Source organism: Arthrobacter sp. FB24 (assembly GCF_000196235.1).
In the GTDB taxonomy this organism is placed as follows: Bacteria; Actinomycetota; Actinomycetes; order Actinomycetales; family Micrococcaceae; genus Arthrobacter.
Map to the genome: position 1 here is coordinate 1211270 of NC_008541.1, position 21331 is coordinate 1232600.

The 21331-nt window shown below is 64.6% G+C and carries 21 protein-coding genes; 15 read left to right on the forward strand and 6 right to left on the reverse strand.

What is annotated here, in order from left to right:
- Window positions 1-4 precede the first annotated feature (4 nt).
- The 9 genes from ARTH_RS05660 (at window position 5) to ARTH_RS05700 (ending at window position 8072) form a co-directional block, all read left to right on the forward strand.
- Window positions 5-913, forward strand: coding sequence for a bifunctional methylenetetrahydrofolate dehydrogenase/methenyltetrahydrofolate cyclohydrolase (locus tag ARTH_RS05660; RefSeq protein WP_011690977.1), 909 nt, complete (start codon window positions 5-7; stop codon window positions 911-913).
- 247 nt (window positions 914-1160) lie between these two features.
- Window positions 1161-2084, forward strand: a complete 924-nt coding sequence (locus ARTH_RS05665) for an ABC transporter ATP-binding protein (protein ID WP_043430427.1) — start codon at window positions 1161-1163, stop codon at window positions 2082-2084.
- The gene (locus tag ARTH_RS05670; RefSeq protein WP_011690979.1) at window positions 2077-2961 is read left to right on the forward strand and encodes an ABC transporter permease; all 885 of its coding nucleotides are present in this window, start codon (window positions 2077-2079) and stop codon (window positions 2959-2961) included. The genes ARTH_RS05665 and ARTH_RS05670 overlap by 8 nt, the downstream gene beginning before the upstream one ends.
- On the forward strand, window positions 2958-3806 hold the full coding sequence (locus ARTH_RS05675; RefSeq protein ID WP_011690980.1) for an ABC transporter permease: 849 nt from the start codon (window positions 2958-2960) through the stop codon (window positions 3804-3806). The genes ARTH_RS05670 and ARTH_RS05675 overlap by 4 nt, the downstream gene beginning before the upstream one ends.
- Before the next feature lie 58 nt (window positions 3807-3864).
- Window positions 3865-4428, forward strand: coding sequence for a hypothetical protein (locus ARTH_RS05680; RefSeq protein ID WP_011690981.1), 564 nt, complete (start codon window positions 3865-3867; stop codon window positions 4426-4428).
- A 10-nt stretch (window positions 4429-4438) separates the two neighbouring features.
- Window positions 4439-5272, forward strand: coding sequence for an exodeoxyribonuclease III (locus tag ARTH_RS05685; protein ID WP_043430432.1), 834 nt, complete (start codon window positions 4439-4441; stop codon window positions 5270-5272).
- Window positions 5273-5292: 20 nt separating this feature from the next.
- On the forward strand, window positions 5293-6336 hold the full coding sequence (trpS, locus tag ARTH_RS05690; RefSeq protein WP_011690983.1) for a tryptophan--tRNA ligase: 1044 nt from the start codon (window positions 5293-5295) through the stop codon (window positions 6334-6336).
- A 94-nt stretch (window positions 6337-6430) separates the two neighbouring features.
- The gene (locus ARTH_RS05695) at window positions 6431-7042 is read left to right on the forward strand and encodes a 2'-5' RNA ligase family protein (RefSeq protein WP_156810772.1); all 612 of its coding nucleotides are present in this window, start codon (window positions 6431-6433) and stop codon (window positions 7040-7042) included.
- Window positions 6972-8072 (forward strand): YihY/virulence factor BrkB family protein, encoded by a 1101-nt coding sequence (locus tag ARTH_RS05700; RefSeq protein ID WP_011690985.1) that lies wholly within the window; start codon window positions 6972-6974, stop codon window positions 8070-8072. The genes ARTH_RS05695 and ARTH_RS05700 overlap by 71 nt, the downstream gene beginning before the upstream one ends.
- 13 nt (window positions 8073-8085) lie before the next feature.
- Here ARTH_RS05700 and ARTH_RS05705 read toward each other — a convergent pair whose 3' ends face one another.
- Window positions 8086-10338, reverse strand: a complete 2253-nt coding sequence (locus tag ARTH_RS05705) for a hypothetical protein (RefSeq protein WP_011690986.1) — start codon at window positions 10336-10338, stop codon at window positions 8086-8088.
- A gap of 203 nt (window positions 10339-10541) precedes the next feature.
- Here ARTH_RS05705 and ARTH_RS05710 point away from each other — a divergent pair, with 203 nt between their 5' ends.
- A complete protein-coding gene (locus ARTH_RS05710) occupies window positions 10542-11840 on the forward strand; it encodes an ABC transporter substrate-binding protein (RefSeq protein WP_011690987.1) in 1299 nt (432 codons plus the stop codon).
- Between the two features lie 7 nt (window positions 11841-11847).
- Here ARTH_RS05710 and ARTH_RS05715 read toward each other — a convergent pair whose 3' ends face one another.
- From ARTH_RS05715 to sdhC, 5 genes are all read right to left on the reverse strand, one after another.
- On the reverse strand, window positions 11848-12618 hold the full coding sequence (locus ARTH_RS05715) for an alpha/beta hydrolase family protein (protein ID WP_011690988.1): 771 nt from the start codon (window positions 12616-12618) through the stop codon (window positions 11848-11850).
- 105 nt (window positions 12619-12723) lie between these two features.
- Complete coding sequence (locus ARTH_RS05720) at window positions 12724-13506, reverse strand: succinate dehydrogenase iron-sulfur subunit (protein ID WP_011690989.1); 783 nt, start codon at window positions 13504-13506, stop codon at window positions 12724-12726.
- Window position 13507: 1 nt separating this feature from the next.
- A complete protein-coding gene (gene sdhA, locus ARTH_RS05725; RefSeq protein WP_011690990.1) occupies window positions 13508-15307 on the reverse strand; it encodes a succinate dehydrogenase flavoprotein subunit in 1800 nt (599 codons plus the stop codon).
- Window positions 15308-15425: 118 nt separating this feature from the next.
- Window positions 15426-15920 carry a succinate dehydrogenase hydrophobic membrane anchor subunit gene (locus ARTH_RS05730; RefSeq protein WP_011690991.1) on the reverse strand — a complete coding sequence of 165 codons (495 nt, stop codon included), beginning with the start codon at window positions 15918-15920 and terminating at the stop codon, window positions 15426-15428.
- Window positions 15921-15923: 3 nt separating this feature from the next.
- Window positions 15924-16304 carry a succinate dehydrogenase, cytochrome b556 subunit gene (gene sdhC, locus ARTH_RS05735; RefSeq protein ID WP_011690992.1) on the reverse strand — a complete coding sequence of 127 codons (381 nt, stop codon included), beginning with the start codon at window positions 16302-16304 and terminating at the stop codon, window positions 15924-15926.
- A 257-nt stretch (window positions 16305-16561) separates the two neighbouring features.
- On the opposite strand from sdhC, the gene ARTH_RS05740 reads away from it, so the two are divergent.
- The 5 genes from ARTH_RS05740 (at window position 16562) to ARTH_RS05760 (ending at window position 21112) form a co-directional block, all read left to right on the forward strand.
- A complete protein-coding gene (locus ARTH_RS05740; protein ID WP_011690993.1) occupies window positions 16562-17695 on the forward strand; it encodes a mannose-1-phosphate guanylyltransferase in 1134 nt (377 codons plus the stop codon).
- Window positions 17696-17844: 149 nt separating this feature from the next.
- Window positions 17845-19044, forward strand: a complete 1200-nt coding sequence (locus tag ARTH_RS05745) for an amidohydrolase (protein WP_011690994.1) — start codon at window positions 17845-17847, stop codon at window positions 19042-19044.
- A 133-nt stretch (window positions 19045-19177) separates the two neighbouring features.
- On the forward strand, window positions 19178-19612 hold the full coding sequence (locus ARTH_RS05750) for a MarR family winged helix-turn-helix transcriptional regulator (RefSeq protein ID WP_011690995.1): 435 nt from the start codon (window positions 19178-19180) through the stop codon (window positions 19610-19612).
- 46 nt (window positions 19613-19658) lie between these two features.
- Complete coding sequence (locus ARTH_RS05755) at window positions 19659-20090, forward strand: organic hydroperoxide resistance protein (RefSeq protein ID WP_011690996.1); 432 nt, start codon at window positions 19659-19661, stop codon at window positions 20088-20090.
- Window positions 20087-21112: an NADP-dependent oxidoreductase gene (locus tag ARTH_RS05760; protein WP_011690997.1), complete on the forward strand. Its 1026-nt coding sequence runs from the start codon at window positions 20087-20089 to the stop codon at window positions 21110-21112. Before ARTH_RS05755 ends, ARTH_RS05760 begins: the two co-directional genes overlap by 4 nt.
- The last annotated feature ends 219 nt before the right edge of the window (window positions 21113-21331 follow it).

A 21331-nucleotide genomic window follows, 5' to 3' on the forward strand; every position in this document is an offset into this window, starting at 1 on the left:
GTCCATGGCGCAGGCCGCGAAGATCCTTGACGGCAAGGCCGCCGCTGCCGCCATCAAGTCCGAGCTGGCTGAGCGTGTCGCCAAGCTGAAGGCGCGCGGAGTTACTCCGGGCATTGCCACCGTGCTCGTGGGTGCGGACCCTGCCTCGCAGCTGTACGTGTCCATGAAGCACAAGCAGTCCGTAGAGATCGGCATGAACTCGATCCAGCGTGAGCTTCCGGCGGATGCCACCCAGGCCCAGGTTGAGGCCCTCATTGACGAACTCAATGCGGATCCCGCCTGCCACGGCTACATCGTGCAGCTGCCCCTGCCCAAGCACCTGGATACCGACGCCATCCTTGAACGGATTGACCCCGCCAAGGATGCCGACGGCCTGCACCCGACGAACCTTGGCCGGTTGGTGCTCAATGTCAGCGGCGAGATCACCTCGCCGCTGCCGTGCACGCCCCGCGGCGTCATCGAGCTCCTGGAGCGCAACGGTTACAGCCTCTCCGGCAAGCACGTCGTTGTGGTCGGGCGGGGTGTCACCATCGGCCGCACGATCGGGCTGCTGCTCACCCGACGGTCGGTGAACGCCACCGTGACCCTGACGCACACAGGCACCGAGAACCTCTCGCAGCTCCTGCGGCAGGCGGACGTCATTGTGGGCGCGGCGGGTGCCAAGCACATTGTGAAGGCCGCGGACGTCAAACCGGGTGCGGCCCTGCTCGACGTCGGCGTCACCCGTGAAACGGATCCTGAGACTGGCAAGAGCAAGGTCCACGGAGACATCGATCCCGCAGCTGCCGAGGTAGCTGGCTGGATTTCGCCGAACCCTGGCGGCGTCGGTCCCATGACCGTGGCGCTGCTCATGACCAACGTGGTCGAAGCCGCGGAACGCAAGCTGGCAGCGGAAAGCGCCGGTACCGCCTAGGCCTGCCATCTTGAAGGAAGCCCGCAGGGCGCCTGCTCCCCAGGGAGCAAGCGCCCTGCGGGCTTTAAAGGGAGGCCTAGCGGCACTACCCCGGGACGCTTGCCGGCCATCCACATCGAATGGATTTTTTGAGATCCAGCTCTTTCTTTGTTCGAACGTGCGTACTAACGTTGTGTGGGTGCCTGAACTTGTGTCCAACGAAGAACTCTCAAGCAAACAAACCCGCAGCCAGACCCGGGGCGACCAGATGCAGTACGTCATCACCGCCGAAAACCTCACCAAGACGTATGGCGACGTCACCGCCGTCGACGGCATTTCCTTCAGCGTTCCGGCCGGCGAGGCCTTCGGACTGCTTGGCCCGAACGGGGCAGGCAAGTCCACCACCATGAAGATGATCGGCGGCGTTTCCCAGCGCACTTCCGGAAGCTTGTCCATCATGGGGCTGGATCCGGAAAGCCACGGCCCGGAAGTGCGCGCACACCTCGGTGTGGTGCCGCAGCAGGACAACCTCGACGAAGAGCTCAAGGTCCGCGACAATCTCCTTGTCTACGGCCGCTACTTCGGACTGCCCATGAGCTACCTCCGGCCCAAGGCCGACGAATTGCTGGAGTTCGCCCAGCTCACGGACAAGGCAAAATCCAAGGTCGACGCACTCTCCGGCGGCATGAAGCGGCGGCTGACCATTGCGCGTTCGCTGATCAACGAACCGAGGATCCTGCTGCTGGACGAACCCACCACCGGCCTGGACCCGCAGGCCCGGCACATCCTCTGGGACCGGCTCTTCCGGCTCAAGGAACAGGGCGTCACGCTCATCCTGACCACGCACTACATGGACGAGGCGGAACAGCTGTGCGACCGCCTCATCGTTGTGGACAAGGGACGCATCATGGCCGAGGGCTCCCCGTCCAGCCTGATCCGTGAATACTCCACCCGGGAGGTCCTGGAGCTGCGCTTCGGCTCGGAACGCAACGCCACGATCGGTGCTGAACTCGAGGGAATCGGAGAGCGGCTGGAGACGCTCCCGGACCGCGTACTGATCTACGCGCACGACGGCGAGGCGGCCCTGGAGCAGGTGTCCGCCCGCGGCCTGCGTCCGCTCACGTCGCTGGTGCGCCGGTCATCGCTGGAGGATGTCTTCCTCCGCCTCACCGGCAGGAGCCTCGTTGACTGAGCCGTCCGCACCCGCCGTGGCGGAGCCCGGCGGCCACGGAGCCGCCGGGCCTGCCACGCTACGCGCCCACTCGCCGGCGGTCTCAGCGGCCCGGGCCCGCCGCTGGGGATCTTTCTACTACGCGGAGCAGGTCCTCCGGGTCATGAAGGGCTACGGCTGGACCATCGTCATGTACGGCGTGGGCCAGCCTGTCGCCTACCTGTTCGCCATGGGTGTGGGCCTGGCCACCCTGGTGGACACCAACAGCGGTGCAGCGTTCGGCGGGGTCAGCTACCTGGCATTCATTGCCCCCGCACTGCTGATCTCGGCCGCCGTGATGACGGCCGCCAACGAATTCACGTTCCCGGTCATGGACGGCTTCAAATGGCGGCGCGTTTACTACGGGCCGCACGCTTCGCCGCTGACGCCGCAACAGATCGCGTCCGGCCACATCATGGCCGTGACGCTGCGGTTCCTGCTGCAGTCCGCCATCTACTTCGCAGTGGTGGCGCTCTTCGGAGCCTCACCCAGCGGCTGGGGCTGGGTGTCCATCCTGGTCGCCACTCTCGCAGGCCTTTCGTTCGGCCTGCCGCTGATGGCCTATGCCGCTTCCATCAAGGACGACAAGGGCCAGTTCGCCATGGTGATGAGGTTTATCGTGACACCGTTGTTCCTGTTCTCCGGAACCTTCTTCCCGCTCGATACCCTGCCCCTCGCGGTGCGGTGGATCGGCTGGATTTCTCCGATCTGGCACGGCACCGAACTGGGCCGCGTCTTCAGCTACGGCTATGAGGAACCACCGCTGCTCACCATCCTGCACCTCGTGTTCCTGGTGGGCCTCTCCGTCGCAGGATGGGTGCTCACCAAAAGACAGTTCGTCCGGAGGCTGGGGCAATGAGCATCCTGGCTGAAAGCCACGGCCCGGGAGGCCACAGCGTCACCGAGGCGGCGCGGAACCGCCATTTCGGGCCGTTGTACTCACGCAACGTCAAAGCCGTCATCGCGCGTGGCCTGATGGCCACCAAGAGCAGCAACTGGATGGTGATGCTCTCCGGCTTCTTCGAGCCGGTGTTGTACCTGATCTCCATGGGGGTGGGCCTGGGCGCGATCGTGGGTGCCGTACAGGGGCCCGGCGGCCAGGAAATCAGTTACGCCGCGTACATCGCACCGGCGCTACTGGCGGTTTCCGCAATGAACGGCGCCGTGTATGACTCCACGTGGAACGTCTTCTTCAAGATGAACTTCGCCAAGTTGTACCAGGGCATGCTCTATACCTCGCTGGGCCCGCTGGACGTTGCCATGGGCGAGATCTTCCTGGCTCTGCTGCGGGGCATGCTGTACGCCACCGGGTTCACCGCTGTCATGGGTGTCATGGGGCTGATCACTACGCCGTGGGCCATCCTCATGATTCCCGCCTCGGTGCTGATCGCCTTCGGTTTCGCAAGCTTCGGCATGGGCATCACCAGTTTCATGAAGACCTTCCAGCAAATGGACTGGATCAACTTCGTGATGTTGCCGATGTTCCTCTTCAGCGCAACGTTCTACCCGCTGAGCGTCTACCCGCAGTACATCCAGTGGTTGATCCAGGCCATGCCGCTGTGGCACGGCGTGGAGCTGCTCCGGCAGATTAGCGTGGGAATTTTCACCCCCGCAACCGCCATCCACATCGGGTACTACGTGGTGATGATCGTGCTGGGCGTTATGCTCACGGCCGGTCGCCTGCGCAAGCTGTTCCTGAAGTAACGTTCGCCCGGGGTGGAAGCGTCCTTTCCCGTGCCCCGGGGTTTGAGACAATGGACCCATGCGAACTTTGGGTAACCCTCACTCTGCGTCCAACCCGGCCAAGGGCGGGTTCTCCATGCTGCGAATCAGCGGCCCGGGAATGATGGTGTTTGTCGTCGCCTTCGTTGTGGCCGTCATCTTTGCCGCCAACCAGAACGACGTCGTCGGTTGGGTTGTGGCGGTCATTGCCGGCTTCTGGCTCGCGCTGGCAACGTTCGTCGTCTTCAGTATCCAGAAGGCAGCCAAGAAGGCGACCGCCAAGCTGAACGAGGCGCAGAACGCCTTCAACGCCGCGACCGGCCGGGCGCCGTCGTCGGGCAGTGCCGACCACGGCGGCACCCGACTGGTCCGGACCCGCAGCGAATCTGAAGAGGTCCGTGACATGAAGCTGGACCACTCCTTCAAGATCGTCCAGGTCCAGGTTCGCGTCGTGGAGCAGGAACGGGCCAAGGACGCCGCCGCGGACCAGGACACTATCCGCCGCGCCCTGGAAACCATCGAAATCACGGCCACCAATGCCAGGGACATGATCAAGTCCTCCGGTGGTGCTGACGAACCTGTCAGCGGAACCATCATCGACTAGAGTGGAGCGGGTGAGCTCGGCATTGAAGAAGGACCACCTTCGCATCGCATCAGTCAACGTCAACGGCCTCCGTGCTGCCTACCGGAACGGCATGGCGGAGTGGCTTGAGCCGCGCGAGGTGGACATTCTTTGCCTGCAGGAGGTCAGGGCGCCGGACAAAATCGTCCGTGAACTCCTGGGCGAGGGCTGGTTCGTCCTTCATGAAGAAGCCGAAGCCAAGGGGCGTGCGGGCGTGGCCATTGCCTCCCGTACCGAGCCGCTGGCCACCCGTCCGCACATCGGAGACGACTACTTTGCCACCGCCGGCCGCTGGGTTGAGGCCGACTTCCGTTTGACGGACGCCGCCGGGGCCCCGGTCCAGCTGACGGTGGTGAGCGCCTATGTTCACTCCGGAGAGGCCGGGACCCCCAAGCAGGACGACAAGTTCCGCTTCCTGGACGTAATGGAGAACCGTCTTCCCGAGCTGGCAAAGCACAGCGACCACGCCCTTGTGGTGGGTGACCTGAACGTGGGCCACACTGAGCTGGACATCAAGAACTGGAAGGGCAACGTCAAGCGGGCCGGCTTCCTCCCTGAGGAACGCGCTTATTTTGACCGCTTCTTTGGCGAAGACATCGGATGGAGGGATGTCCACAGGGGCCTGGCGGGAAACGTCGACGGCCCCTACACCTGGTGGTCCCAGCGCGGCAAGGCCTTTGACACCGACACAGGCTGGCGCATCGACTACCACATGGCCACTCCCGCCCTCGCAGCCGCCGCCATTTCGGCGACCGTGGACCGGGCACCGTCATGGGACACCCGCTTCTCCGACCACGCACCGCTGGTAGTGGACTACCAGCTCTAAGCCCGAAGGTTTTTCGCACAATGACTAGCTCGACTTCCACGGTGACCAAGAAACGCATCCTCTCCGGCGCCAAGCCCACAGCGGACTCGCTGCACTTGGGCAACTACATAGGCGCCGTCCGCAACTGGGTGGACATGCAGGCTGAATACGACGCCGTGTTCTTCATTCCTGACCTCCACGCCATCACCGTGGACTTCGAACCGGCAGAATTGGCCAAGCGCACCCGTGTGGTGGCTGCCCAGTACATTGCGGCGGGCATCGACCCGGATAAGAGCATCTTCTTCGTCCAGTCCCATGTTCCCGAGCATGCCCAACTGGCCTGGGCGCTGAACTGCATCACCGGCTTCGGCGAGGCCTCACGCATGACGCAGTTCAAGGACAAGACGCAGAAGTCGGGCGCGGACTCCGCAACGCTTGGCCTGTTCGCCTACCCGACCCTGATGGCCGCGGACATCCTCCTGTACCAGACCGACCTCGTCCCGGTCGGCGAGGACCAGCGGCAGCACCTGGAGCTGACCAGAAACCTGGCCCAGCGCTTCAATACCCGCTTTGGCCACACGTTCACGGTGCCCGAGGCCACCATCCTGAAGGCCACCGCCAAGATCTACGACCTCCAGAGCCCGACTGCCAAGATGTCCAAGACGGGCGGATCGCCCCACGGTTCCATCCAGCTCCTGGAGGACCCCAAGATCGCCGCGAAGCGCATCAAGTCCGCAGTGACTGACACCGGAACGGAAATCCGGTTCGACGCCGAAGCCAAGCCGGGGGTTTCCAACCTGCTCACCATCTACTCGACGCTCACCGGGAAGTCCGTGCCCGAGCTTGAAGCGGAATACCAGGGCAAGATGTACGGCCACCTCAAAAAGGACCTCGCGGACGTCATGGTGGACTTCATTACGCCGCTCAGGGACCGGACCAATGAACTGATGGCGGATCCGGCGGAACTGGACAGGCTGCTGGCCCAGGGTGCCGAACGCGCCCGGGAAATCGCGTCCGTGACCCTCGGCCAGGTCTATGAGCGCATGGGCTTCCTGCCGTCCCTCACCCTCGCAGGAGTCCGCTAGGCCCATGTCATCAGCCAGCAAAGTCACAGCAAACGAAACCTCCCCTGCATACCGCGGAGAGGGAAAATTCGTTGGCGCCGATGATGACGCTGCCATGATCCGGGGCACAGCGCCACGCAAGCGGCAAGCCAGGACCGACGAGATGAGCGTCGGTGTCATCCTGGGCTTCCCGCCGGACATTGCCGAGGAACTCCAGCGCTGGCGGGCATCGTTCGGGGACCCCATGGCCGGCGTCATTCCTGCGCACATCACGCTGGTCACCACCACTCCCACCAAGGACTGGGAGGCCACGCGAAGCCATGTCCGCGAGGTCGCGCGCAGGCAGCAGCCGTTCACCGTCACCATCGCGGGTACCGGATCGTTCAGGCCCGTGTCCCCGGTGGTTTTCCTCAACGTCGAAGACGGCTTCGGGCACTGCGTCAACCTGCACGAACAGCTGCAGACCGGGCCGCTGGAACGCGAACTGCCCTTTGCCTACCACCCGCATGTGACCATTGCCCACGACGTGGCGCCGGAGAGCCTGGACGAGGCCGAAGCGGTCCTGAAGGATTACCGGGCCACGTTCCCTGTGGTTAGCATGGGGCTGTACGAGCACGACATCAACGGCATTTGGCAGCTACGGGAAGAACTCGACTTTGGCATCGAAACTGACCCCACCGGAGGCACGTCCGGCACTAGCGGCCCAGGCGGGGCACGCCGGCGATAATCCTCCGCTTCCCACGGAGCGCGCCCGGCTGAAGCTGGAAGTGAGCCGGAAGAAGGTCGAGTGGAGCAGGGCGCGCAGGTCCGGCAGCGGCGCCTTGGCCGGCCTGTCCGCCATGTTCCAGTGGCTGCTTGCGCGCCTCAATTCTTTCCGTCCCATGCGTGCCTTCCAGCACTACAACCTGCAGCACGGTCCGCTCATGGCGGCCGGTATCGGCTTCAGGATGTTCTTCTCCATCACAGGTCTGCTGGCCACCGGCCTTTCCCTTGCCGGTCTCGTGCTCAGCGGGCAGCCGGCCCTGCTGGATCAGGTCATCAAGAGCATTGCCAAGGCTGCGCCCGGCCTCATGAAGGTCGACGGCGGCGAGGGGCTGGTGGACCCCTATCAGCTGCTGAACCCCTCGGGACTGGGCTGGGCCGCGGTGATCGCAGCCGCAGTGACGGTTTTCACAGCCCTGGGCTGGATCAGCGGCATCCGAGACGGCGTGCGGGGCATGATGCAGCTCGGCCCCCGCGGGATGAACCCGGTCCTGCAGATACTGCGGGACGCCGGCATCTTGCTGCTGCTCGGCGTGGCACTGGTGCTGAGCGCCGCCGCCTCGCTGATTTTCGGAACCGCAGCCGGGTGGGTTACTGAGCAGCTGCAGCTCGATCCGGTGATGGCCTGGCCGCTGACGACGGCCATCAAGGTGGGCGTGCCGCTGGCGCTGGGCTGGGTGACCGCGCTGATCATGTTCCGGCTGGCGGCAGGCCTGAAACTTTCCCGGCAGGCCCTGCTTGAAGGAACCATCCTGTCGGCCGTGGGAACCACGGTGCTACAGATCTTCAGCACTGAGCTGCTTGCCAGCGCCGGACGCAACCCGATTCTTGCGCCCTTCGCGATCATCATCGGGCTGCTCATCTGGTTCAACCTTGTCAGCCAGGTCTATTTGGTGTCAGCGGCCTGGTCGGCCGTCAGGGAAGAGGACCTGAAGACGTCGGACCTACCCCGAAAGAAGGTCCTGGGTTCGCGCCGCCTGCCTCCCCAAACCTGACGGGCCCCGCGGCTTAAGGCGCAGCCACCAATCCCTCCCAGGCCACCGTCCAGTCGGCCGGGAATCCGGGGGCATGCCGCCCGGGGCCGTTGTCCCAGCCTGCCGCCATCAACGCCGCGGCGGCAAGGAGCCCGCCATTGCCGGGCAGATAGAGCGGCAAGGAATCCGTTTGGCGGTTGTGGCCGTTTGGGAGCACTACGTTCTTGCCGGCAGCCAGCAGCAGGGAGTCGACGGCGGTCTCCGGGTCTTCGAGGCGGGCTGCGGTCATGGCCATGACAGGGTAGTCCCAGCCCCACGTGCTGTCCCAGTCCCAGCCTGCCAGGACGTCGGCGAGCGTTGCCCGCATGACGTCCGTGTCGATCAGGTCCGTCTTCGGCAGGACCCCCAGGCCGCAGAGCATCGAGGGGTGGTCGGTGCGGATCGTGAAGGGTTCCACGTCGATCGCAGCGTAGACGCCGTTGACGATGCGCGGGGACACCAAGGCGTCGGCAACTTCTGTCCAGGCTTCGACGGGTTCGAGTCCCAGCCGTTCGCGCCACTCGGATGCGATCCGGAGACCCCACTGCCAGTAGGCAAGCTCGAAGGTGGGATTCGTGACAGTTGCGCGCATCGACCCGTAGCTTTCCTGGGCAGGAACCAGGGGCGGCCCCAGTTCGAACCCGCGGGCCGTGGGGTGGGCGAAGCCGGCCATGAAATCGGCGGATTCGAAGACGATCTCGGCGAACTCCTCCAGAACGTCCCGGGAGGGATTGGCCCGGTAGACGAGTTCGGAGAGGTGGATTGGGTGCGGTTGCTGCCAGATAAGGAATGTCCCGATGGGGCTGGGGCTCTCCCTGCCCTCAGGGCCGACCTGCTTGGGCCAGCGAACGCCGTCGAAGCCCTGGGCCTTTGCGGTCCGGCGCGAGCTTTCCAGGACGGTGGAGTACCACCGCAGCGACGGAAGCAGGAGGTCCGCGCGGTTCCAGAGGGCAAAGTGCGCCGCGTGCCACCAGTGCATTTCCAAGTGGAAGCGGCCGCGCCAGGAATTGCAGACCAGGCCGGTTTCCTGCGGCGGGAGCGACCCCGAGCAGTTGACGGCCGTGAGGTATTGGGAGAGGACTATCCGCCGCTCCAGCTCCTTCGCCCTGGGATCGTCCGTCGCGTCAAGCTCAATGGCCCCGCCCGAGGTCCAGAACTGCGGCCAATAGGCCTCCGATGCGGCGATGGCACTGCTGCCCGCGGAAAGCCCGACGGCGCTCCCGCCTGCATCCCCCTGCCCGGGTGTGGGGGCTACCCGTGTCAGTCTGTTGTTACCCCGCGGAATGCAGTCGCCGTCTCCGGCGGAGATGAAGGCGATGGAGAGATCGAGGAGGCCAGGTTTGTCCCTGCCGGCCGGTGCCTCGGGAACGATCCGGAGGCTGTGCGGGGCGGCCTGTTGCACGCTCACGTCCCGCCCTGAGATCACCACGCGGTACCGGGCGTTGTCGAGTTGGCGGCGGACCGTCCAACTGGCGGCTCCGGGATCCGCGGCCGGCGCTACCGGCCCCTCCAGGAAGGTGCTGTGGGCGTTCTCGCGGTTCCAGTCGGCGGCGTCGTGCCACGCTTCAGAGCCGTACGGGAAGCTGACGCCAACCATCAGGCCCTTTGCGAGAGCGGGTGAATCCACCCGGATCCCGAGTTCGTCCCGATCGGGGTGGCACGCGGTGGTGACCGTTACCGGGTGGCCGCCCAGCGTGAAACTGCTGCTCACCACTCCCGTCCACAGATCGAGCGTTTGCACGGCACCGGAAAGGTCGGCTTCGGTGAGGGCCCGCTCTGACCCGTCGTCCGCCCAGCGGAAGCCTATGCGTGCCAGGTCGAGGCGGTGGGGGTTGGCCCGGAGCCAGGTTTCCGCCCGGGAGGCGTCAGTCTCGCGGTCCTTCACGATGTCGCCCGCCATGTCCACGTACGGAACCGGCCCGCGGGGCGAGTCGTAGAGGACCGTCGATCCGGCGAGCCCGTACGGGCGGGGAGGAGGACTGGCATGCCATCCCCACTGCGCCTGCGTGCCGAGCAGTGTCCCCGGTGGCAGATTATCGCGTGCCCCGACCGGGTAGGCATCCGGCAGCGATTGGAGTCCGGTCAGATCCACGGTGAAGGCGAACTCCCCGTTGCCGACGGACACCGGGCTTTGCGGATCGAGATTCTCCTGCCGAACGTTGTGCCGGCGGGCCAGTGCCTTCCTGTCGATGGCGTCGGCGGGTGTGGTGGCGGATTCCGATGGGGCGCTGATGCTCTGGCTATGCACGCTGCATGCCCTCCTGGGCTGTCTGCTTTGACTGCTGCTGGGTCTGATCCGGCGATCTTAGAAACCGGTTTCCGAAACGATTCAATCGTTGCCCCTCCGACGAGCGGTGTCAACCCGTGCGGCACGCTGGGGTCTATTGACGCCGGAAGGGCCTCTTGATACGTTTCAGGAACCGTTTTCTGACAGCTAAGGATGTCTGCCCAATGGCGCGTATAACTACCCGAACCCTCCGCAAAACGATCGCCGTAGTTTCTGCGCTGAGCCTGCTCGGCCTCACAGCGTGTTCCAGTCCGTCGACCAACCAGCCCGAGGACGGCAACGTTGAAATCCGCTTCTCCTGGTGGGGCAACGCGGGCCGCGCCGAGCTGACCAACAAGGCCATCAAGGAGTTCGAAGCCGCCAACCCCACCATCAAGGTCAAACCTGAGTATGGGGACATTAGCGGCTACTTCGACAAACTGGCCACGCAGATGGCCGCCAACGATGCACCCGACGTGATCACCATGGGCGGCGCCTATCCGGCCGAGTACGCCAACCGCGGCGCACTGCTGGACCTGTCCAAGGTCAGCGGCTCCCTGGACCTCTCCAAGACGGACCAGGGAGCCCTGGAGAACGGCCAGGTGCAAGGCAAGCAGTACGGGGTCTCCACCGGAGCCAACGCGTTGGCGATCGTCGTGAACCCCGGCGTCCTGCAGGCCGCCGGCGTTGCGCTTCCGGATGACAGCACGTGGACCTGGGATGATTTCGCCAGGCTGGCTGCCGACGTGACAGCCAAGAGCCCTAAGGGCACCTATGGGACGGCAACCGTCCTCACGCACGATTCGCTGGACGCCTTTGCCCGCCAACGCGGCGAGTCGCTCTACACCCAGGACGGGCAGCTCGGACTGGGCAAGGAGACGGTGCAGGACTACTTCGACTACTCGGTGAAGCTGAGTGAATCGGGAGCTGCGCCCGGTGCCTCGGAGACCGTGGAAAAGCTAAACGTCAGCACCGAGCAGACATTGATGGGCATGGGCAAGGCCGGGATGATGCTCACGTGGAGCAACTCTCTCGCCGCACTCAGCAAGGCCTCGGGGGCGGACCTGAAGCTTCTTAGGCTCCCCGGCGAAACCCCGACCCCGGGCATCTGGCTGCAGTCTTCGCAGTTCTACACGATCTCTGCCCGCAGCAAGCACACCGATGCCGCCGCGAAGCTGGTGAACTTCCTGGTGAACGACGCATCCGCCGCAAAGATTATTCAGAGCGACCGCGGCGTGCCCAGTAACTCCGGAATGCGCACTGCGATCCAGGACATGCTGACGCCGCAGGGCAAGATCGAGGCAGCTTACATCGACCAGATAGGCAAGATGGACTTTGCGCCTACCTTCATTGGCCCCACCGGTTCAACAGCCGTCTCCGAGATCACGGCCCGCATCAACACCGATGTCCTGTTCAAGCGGCTCTCGCCGGAAAAAGCCGCGGAGCAGTGGATCAGCGAAAGCAAGGCGGCCATCGGCAAGTAGCTCGCCGCTACCGCCCGGCGTCGAGGTACTGGTCGGCCCAGGCGGAAATGATCTTCGCAGCCCGGGCGGCCTGACCCTTGCCGGTCAGCAGGTGGTCACTCCCTTCCAACGAGACGAAGCTGCGCGGGTGCCGTGCCGTCTGGAAAATTGTGCTGGCATTTTCGATTCCCACCGTGTTGTCCGTGGGGGAGTGGAGCACCATCAGGGGCTTTCCGAGCCGCTTGATGCAGTCGGTCAGGTCCGCGTTCTCCAGGTCCTCCACGAAGTGCCGGCGGATTTCCACGCGCTTGCCGCCCAGGTCCACCTCCGCGCTGCCTTCGTTGAGGATCCGGTCCAGCGCTGCATCAAACACGTGGGCCACGTGCTTGGGTGAGAACGGGGCTCCCACGGTGGCCACGGCGTCAAGCTCCGGAATCTCCTTTGCCGCCGCCAGGACGGCGGCTCCGCCGAACGAGTGCCCCACCAGCAGCGAGACCGGCCGTCCTTCGGCGCGCATGAACTCCGCTGCCTTGACGGTGTCCGCCACCTTGTGGCTGAAGGAGCCTTCGGACCAGTAACCGGCGGAATCGCCCAGCCCCAGGTTGTCGAAGCGGAGCATCCCCACCCCGTTGTCGGCCAGCGCCTTGCACATCCTGGACGCCGACGGGCTGTCCTTACCCAGCGTGAACCCGTGCGAGAACACACCCCAGCCCTTCACCGGGCCTTCCGGCATGTCGACGATGCCGGAGAGCAATTCGCCGGTGGATCCTTCGAAACTGACTTTTTCGGACCGGGACATGGGGACCCTTTCGTTGGGTGGCGCTAAAGTGCCTTGAAACGACGACGGCGCCCCCACCTGAAAGGTGAGAGGCGCCGTCGTCGTGGTTTTCGTGGTTAGCGGGTGCTAGATCTTGCGGGAGAGGATTGCCTGCTTGACCTCTGCGATCGCCTGCGTGACCTGGATGCCGCGGGGGCATGCTTCGGTGCAGTTGAAGGTGGTGCGGCAGCGCCACACGCCTTCCTTGTCGTTGAGGATCTCCAAGCGCATGTCGCCGGCGTCATCACGGGAATCGAAGATGAAGCGGTGGGCGTTGACGATCGCTGCCGGGCCGAAGTACTGGCCGTCGGTCCAGAAGACCGGGCAGGACGACGTGCACGCGGCGCACAGGATGCACTTGGTGGTGTCGTCGAAGCGCTCACGGTCCTCGGCGGACTGCAGGCGTTCTTTGGTGGGCTCGTGGCCCTTGTTGATAAGGAACGGCATGACTTCACGGAAGGACTGGAAGAACGGCTCCATGTCCACGATCAGGTCCTTCTCCACCGGCAGGCCCTTGATGGGTTCCACGGTGATGGGCTTGGTCGTGTCCAGGTCCTTCAGCAGGGTCTTGCACGCGAGGCGGTTGCGGCCGTTGATGCGCATGGCGTCGGAACCGCAGACGCCGTGGGCGCAGGAGCGGCGGAAGGAGACGCTGCCGTCAATTTCCCACTTGACCTTGTGCAGGGCGTCCAGCACGCGGTCGGTGCCGTACATGGTGACCTTGAAGTCGTCCCAGGTGGCTTCCTCGGAAACCTCAGGGTTGTAACGGCGCACGCGCAGGGTGACGTCGAATGTCGGGATCTCTCCGCCGCCTCCGATGTGCGCGGGCAGTTCGATCTTTGAGGCTGGCTCAGCAAGTTCGGCGGACATCTTAGTACTTCCTCACCATCGGCTCGTAGCGGGTAAAGACAACCGGTTTGGTGGCCAGGCGGATGCCGGCAATTGCTTCCGCAGAGCCGTCAGCCGGGGCGTGGTCGTCCTTGTACGCCATGGAGTGCTTCATGAATTTTTCGTCGTCACGTTCCGGGAAGTCCTCGCGGAAGTGTCCGCCGCGGGACTCCTCCCGGTGCAGGGCTGCCACCGTCATGACCTTGGCCAGTTCCAGCAGGAAGCCGAGTTCAACGGCCTCCAGCAGGTCAAGGTTGAAGCGCTTGCCCTTGTCCTGGACGCTGATGCGCTTGTACCGCTCTTCGAAGGACTCGATGTCCCTGAGGACCTGGTTCAGCGTGTCAGCCGTGCGGAACACCTGCATGTTGGCGTCCATGGTGTCCTGGAGTTCCTTGCGGATCACGGCCACCTTCTCGTCGCCGGTGCCGTTGCGGGCGATGTCCAGCAGTTCGATGGTGTACGCCTCCGGGTCGGCCGGGAGGTCCACGAAGTCAGCCGTCTTGGCGTACTCCGCGGCGGCGATGCCGGCGCGCTTGCCGAACACGTTGATGTCCAGCAGCGAGTTGGTGCCCAGGCGGTTGGAGCCGTGAACCGAAACACAGGCCACTTCGCCGGCCGCGTAGAGACCCGGCACCACGGTGTCGTTATCCTGCAGGACTTCGGTGGTGATGTTGGTCGGGATGCCGCCCATGGCGTAGTGCGCCGTCGGGAACACCGGAACCGGCTCCGTGTAGGGCTCAACACCGAGGTACGTGCGCGCAAACTCGGTGATGTCCGGCAGCTTGGCGTCGATGTGCGCGGGCTCGAGGTGGGTCAGGTCAAGGAGCACGTAGTCCTTGTTCGGTCCACAGCCGCGGCCTTCGCGGACTTCGTTCGCCATGGAGCGGGCCACGATGTCACGCGGTGCAAGGTCCTTGATGGTGGGGGCGTAGCGCTCCATGAAGCGTTCACCCTCGGAGTTGCGCAGGATGGCGCCTTCGCCACGCGCGGCTTCCGACAGCAGGATGCCCAGGCCGGCAAGGCCGGTCGGGTGGAATTGGAAGAACTCCATGTCCTCCAGGGGAATGCCGCGGCGGAACGCAATGCCCATGCCGTCGCCGGTCAGGGTGTGGGCGTTGGACGTGGTCTTGAAGACCTTGCCGGCGCCGCCGGAGGCGAACACCACCGACTTGGCCTGGAACACGTGCAGTTCGCCGGAAGCGAGGTCGTAGGACACGACGCCGGCAACACGCTTCTGCTTGTACGGCGTGCCGTCTTCGCGGACTGCGTCTTCCTCAACCGTCAGGAGGTCCAGGACGTAGTACTCGTTGTAGAACTCAACGTTGTGCTTGACACAGTTTTGGTACAGCGTCTGCAGGATCATGTGGCCCGTGCGGTCAGCCGCGTAGCAGGCCCGGCGGACAGGGGCTTTGCCGTGGTCACGGGTGTGGCCGCCGAAGCGGCGCTGGTCAATCCGTCCTTCCGGCGTGCGGTTGAACGGCAGGCCCATTTTTTCCAGGTCCAGCACGGCGTCGATGGCTTCTTTCGCCATGACCTCGGCCGCGTCCTGGTCCACCAGGTAGTCGCCGCCCTTAATGGTGTCGAACGTGTGCCACTCCCAGTTGTCTTCCTCGACATTGGCCAGTGCCGCACACATGCCACCCTGCGCCGCACCGGTGTGCGAGCGGGTGGGGTAGAGCTTGGTCAGTACTGCTGTGCGCGCGCGCTGACCGGATTCGATCGCGGCGCGCATGCCAGCGCCACCGGCACCGACGATGACGACGTCGTACTTATGGACCTGCATACCAGACGCTCTTTCTCTCAAAATTCGCTATAAAACCACGGGCGGGCGGAGCCTGCACCGTAAAACCGTCGGCCCGCTCAGTGCGGGCACGGCTGATCCCCCTGGGAGGAAGGTGCCGCTAGGCTGCGGGGCAGAAGCCGCCGGGCAGCGGTACGCCGTTGACGTCCAGCGGGCACGGGTTGAAGGTGAAGATCACCAGGGTGCCCAGGATGATGATGACAGCCGTTGCGGCGTAAAGGACGATCTTCAGCCAGAAGCGTGTGGAATCCTTCTCGGCGTAGTCGTTGATGATGGTGCGGACACCGTTCGTGCCGTGCAGCATGGCAAGCCAGAGCATGGCCAGGTCCCAGAACTGCCAGAACGGATCGGCCCACTTGCCGGCCACGAAACCGAAGTCAATGGCATGGATGCCCTCGCCTACCATGAGGTTGACGAACAGGTGCCCGAAGATCAGGACTACCAGGACAACGCCCGAAAGCCGCATGAACAGCCAGGCAGCCATTTCGAAGTTGCCCTTGGAAGCGCCGCTGCGGCGGTACTTGGGGGCAATCAGTCCTGCGCCCGGCTTGCCGCCGTCTTTTCCACTGCGGGGACTCTGAATGGTTGCAGTCATGGCTTAGTGACCTCCGAAGGCGAGGGAAAGGTGGCGGATGGAGAAGCCCACCATGACGATGACCCAGAGGACCAGGACCGTCCACAGCATTTGGCGCTGGTACTTCGCGCCCTTCTTCCAGAAGTCGACGGCGATGATCCGCAGGCCGTTGAAGGCGTGGAACACGATCGCTGCGACAAGGCCCGTTTCACCCAGGGCCATCAGGGGGTTCTTGTAGGCGCCGATCACGGCGGTGTATGCCTCGGGGGACACGCGCACCAATGAGGTGTCCAGCACATGGACCAACAAGAAGAAGAAAATCACTACACCGGTAATACGGTGTCCAACCCAGGACCACATGCCTTCACGGCCGCGGTACAAGGTGCCAGCTGGTTTTGTCGGCACTGAATAAACCTCCCTGCAACACAGCGGCGCTGGCATGGGATCCACGCGGGGGGAACGCCTGCTGCGAGAGCACTCGTAAGCTCAAGCCTAAATCTAGGCTTCGCTCACAGCTTATTCAATTCAGGAACTCCTTGGTGACGCCTCCCCGCGCGGTTTTTGCGCATTTTTGAGACGAACGCCACATTATGCTGTCGCGGCGGCGCCGCCGGAAGCGCATCTGCCGGTGTCGGGGCGGTGGTCGGCTAAAGTAGGCCGTGATGAGTACAGACATAGTGACAAGCCGGAATTCACCGCTGGACCGTTTTATCGCGGTAATTCCTGCAGGCGGAGTGGGGACCCGCCTCTGGCCCCTGTCACGTGCAGCAGCCCCTAAATTTCTTCACGATCTCACCGGTTCCGGCAGCACGCTGCTGCGGGCGACCTACGACCGACTGGAGCCGCTTGCCGGTAAAGGCGTGCTGGTTGTTACCGGCGTTGCCCACCGGAACGCGGTGTGCAGCCAGCTCCCTGAGATCCAGGAGTCCGATCTTGTGCTGGAAAGCGAGCCCAAGGACTCCGGCGCGGCCATCGGCCTCGCGGCCGCCATCCTGTACCAGCGGGATCCTGAGATCATCATGGGTTCCTTCGCCGCGGACCAGGTGATCAGCCCCGACGACCTCTTCCAGGACGCCGTGCGCGAAGCCATCCACACGGCTGCGGCCGGAAAGATCGTCACCATCGGAATCAAGCCCACGCACCCGTCCACCGGGTTCGGCTACATCCGCGCGGGCCAGAAGCTGTCGATTGCGGACGCCCCGAGCGCGCAGGCCGTGGTGGAGTTCGTGGAGAAGCCCAGCGAGGACGTCGCCCAGCAGTACGTGGACAGCGGTGAGTACGTCTGGAACGCGGGTATGTTCGTTGCTCCGGTGTCATTGATGCTGAAGCACCTCGAGGCGAACCAGCCTGAACTCTTCAAGGGGCTCACGGAAATCGCGCAGGCCTGGGACACACCTGAACGCGATGAGGTCACCGCCCGCGTCTGGCCCACCCTGCCGAAGATCGCCATCGACTACGCGGTCGCTGAGCCTGCCGCCGCCGCCGGGGACGTCGCCGTCGTGCCGGGAACTTTCCGTTGGGACGACGTCGGCGACTTTGCCTCCGTGGGCCGGCTCAACAGCGCCAAGGAGGTGGACGATGTGACCGTCCTCGGCGAAGGCGCCCGCGTCTTCACCGAAAACGCCAGCGGCGTGGTTGTCACGGACACCAAGCGCGTCATCGCGTTGATCGGCATCAAGGACGTGGTCATCGTTGACACGCCGGACGCCTTGCTGGTCACCACCATGGCGCACTCCCAGCGGGTCAAAGCAGCCGTGGACGCGCTCAAGGCCAGCGGCGACACCGACGTCCTCTAAACGGACCCGGCAGACCCTACTCAGCCCAGGCTTCCCGGCCCCCCCGGGAAGCCTGGGCTGAGCCGTTCCAGGCGCCGGGAGCCGGCTCCCGGATGCGTAACCTCCGGCGCTGATGCGGGTATTCGAGGCAGCCTCGCTAGAGTTGTTTCGTGCGCAATTACACTACTGAAGCCGAGCCCACCGCCCTCGTGGGGCCGTGGCTGGAGCCGCTGCTGCCGGAGCTGATCGATTTCCGCCGTGACCTCCATGCGCATCCTGAACTGTCCTTCAAGGAATTCCGGACCACGAACAAGCTGGCGGAACGGCTCGAAGCTGCCGGGCTCAAGCCGCGACGGCTTGAGGGCACAGGCCTTACTGTCGACGTCGGGGAGGGCCCCATTGCCACTGCCCTTCGCGGCGACATCGACGCCCTCCCCATCATTGAGGAAACCGGGCTGCCGTTCGCGTCCAAGAACCACGGCGTCACCCATGCCTGCGGCCACGATGTCCACACCACCACCATGCTGGGGATCGCCCTCGTGCTGCACCGCATGCACCAGGAATCCCCGCTGGGCGGCACGGTGCGGATCATCTTCCAGCCTGCCGAGGAGACCATGCCCGGCGGAGCGCACTCCTGCATCGAACAGGGCGTGCTCGACGGCGTGCCGCGCATCCTTGCCCTGCACTGCGACCCTCGCATCGAGGTAGGCAAGATCGGCACCCGGATCGGTGCCATCACCTCGGCGTCGGACACGATCAGGATTGAGCTGTCCGGACGCGGCGGCCACACCTCACGGCCCCACCTCACCGAGGACCTCGTCTTCGCGCTGGCGCAGATCGCCGTCAACGTGCCGGCCGTCCTCTCGCGCCGCGTGGATGTTCGCAGCGGAGTCTCCGTGGTGTGGGGCCACATCTCGGCCGGCTCCGCACCGAATGCCATCCCGGGCACGGGCTATATGGCAGGCACCATGCGCTGCCTGGACCGCGACGCCTGGCACAGTGCTGGCGAACTCCTGGACGAAGTGGTCCACCAGGTTGCTGCGCCCTACAACGTGGACGTTCGCCTGGAGCACACCCGGGGCGTTCCACCGGTGGTCAACTCCGAACATGAGACAGCCCTGATCGAGGCGGCCGCACGCGCTGAAATCGCAGAAAGTGCCGTGGTCCTCACGCCCCAGTCCATGGGCGGGGAGGATTTCGCCTGGTTCCTGGCCGAGCTGCCGGGAGCGATGATGCGGCTCGGCACCAAGACTCCCGGCGGTGAGGAATACGACCTCCACCGGGGCGACTACATCCTGGACGAGCGCGCGCTGGGGTACGGCATCCAGGTCCTGACCGCGGCAGCCCTCCGCACCATCCGCGACCTCTAGGCAACACCCCCTGGAGCGCGAACTGACAGCTCAAGCCCTCAAATCCCGGATCTGCGGGCTTGAGCTGCCATTCGCGCTCTTCTTTTGCCAAGATAAGTTGTGCACAATCTAATTGTGCGATATCGTTTTTCTTATGACCGACGCTCCCAGACTCAACCGCCAGGTGTGCTTTGCGCTCTACTCCGCGTCCAAGGCGGCCACGGCCGTGTACCGCCCCATGCTGGACGAGCTCGGCCTGACCTATCCCCAATACCTCGTCATGCTGGTGCTCTGGGAGGAGCAGCCCCGCAGCGTCCGCGAGCTGGGGGAGGAGCTGGGCCTGGATTCGGGCACCCTGTCCCCGTTGCTGAAAAGGCTCGAATCGCTGGGGCTGGTGGAACGGCGGCGTTCGGCCGAGGATGAGCGCCGGGTGGAGGTCTTCCTCACGGACTCCGGCACCGCACTGAGCGCCCGGGCCACGGCCATTCCCCAGCAACTCGCAGATGCCGCCGGCCTGTCCGCGGCAGAGCTCGACCAGCTCCGGGAAACCCTGGGCAGGCTGACGGCCGCCCTCCATTCATCCCGCTAGCAGGATTTCGATCGAACAGAATTTCCCTCCAACAGAACGGAACCACGTGAAGACTCTTTACACAGCAGAAGCCCTCGCCTCGGGCGAAGGACGGGACGGAAGCGCCCGCACCCAAGACGGCAAGCTGGACGTCACCCTGGCCAGCCCGGTGGAACTGGGCGGGAACGGCCAGGGCACAAACCCGGAACAGCTGTTCGCTGCCGGGTACGCTGCGTGCTTCCACTCAGCCCTGCGCCTGGTGGGCCGTAAGGAAAAGGCCGATCTTACGGACTCCGCCGTGGCGGCCAAGATCCACTTCGGCGCGCTCGAGGACGGCGTGGGCTACGGCCTCGCCGCTGAGCTCGAAATTGCTTTGCCCGCCCTGGACCTGGCGACGGCGGAGGCGCTGGTGGCCAAGGCGCACCAGATCTGCCCCTATTCCAATGCCACCCGCGGCAACATCAACGTAGACATCAAGATCCTGGAGGTGGCCGCATGAGCGCCAACACCGCAACCCTTCCCCGGACAACCCGCGAGATCCAGCTGGCATCCCGTCCGCACGGCCGGCCCGTCCCGGAGAACTTCCGTCTGGCCGAGTCGGAGCTCCCGGAACTGCAGGACGGCCAGGTGCTGGTCCGCAACCAGTTCATCTCCGTCGATCCCTACATGCGGGGCCGCATGAACGACGTCAAGTCCTATTCAGCGCCGTTTGCGCTGGATGCAGCGCTCGACGGCGGCGCCGTCGGTGAGGTGATCGCGTCCCGGTCGGAGGAACGCAAGGTGGGGGACGTCGTCGTACATTCCCTCGGCTGGCGCGAGTTCGCGGTGCTTGATGCCGCCGCCACATCCCTGGCGCGCACTGACCTGGCGCCCGCGTCGGCGTTCCTCGGAGCCCTGGGCATGACCGGCCTGACGGCTTACGCGGGCCTCCTCAAAGTTGCTGAATTCAAGCCCGGAGAAGTGGTCTTCGTTTCCGGAGCCGCGGGTGCCGTCGGTTCGCTTGTGGGGCAGATCGCCAAAGCGATGGGCGCGTCCCGGGTTATCGGCAGTGCCGGGTCGCCGGAAAAGGTGGCACGACTGCTGGAGCTCGGCTTCGACGCCGCGTTCAACTACAACGACGGCCCGGTGGCCGCGCAGCTCGCGGCTGCGGCGGGGGAGCGCGGGATAGACGTGTACTTTGACAATGTCGGCGGTGAGCACCTTGAAGCAGCGCTGTCTGCACTCACGGTGGGCGGCCGCGTGGCCATGTGCGGCGCCATTGCGCAGTACAACTCGACCGAACCGACTCCCGCCCCCCGTAACCTCATGCTGGCCATTGGCAAGCAGCTGACCCTCAAGGGATTCCTGGTCGGCGGCTATTGGCAGCACATGGAGGAGTTCGTCGGGACCGTGTCAGCCTGGGTTGCTGACGGCACTGTGCGCTACGACGAAACAGTTGTGGACGGCCTGGAAAACGCACCGCAGGCGTTCATGGACCTCCTCGACGGCGCCAACACCGGGAAGATGCTGGTCCGAATCTAGGGAAATGGACGTGACTTGCGGTGGCGGCTACCGGTAGGTAACAAGTTCTCAACAATCTCCGCGCTTGGGTGGCGGCGTGCTGCCCGGACGTGTTCCAGGCCACTACAGTAGCTGTCATCAGTGCGCCTCGGCGCAGTGCTGCGAAACCATCAGTGAAAACAGAATTTCAGTGTGGAGCATTCGAAACGGACACTCATTGAACTCCCGTCGTAGCGCCTA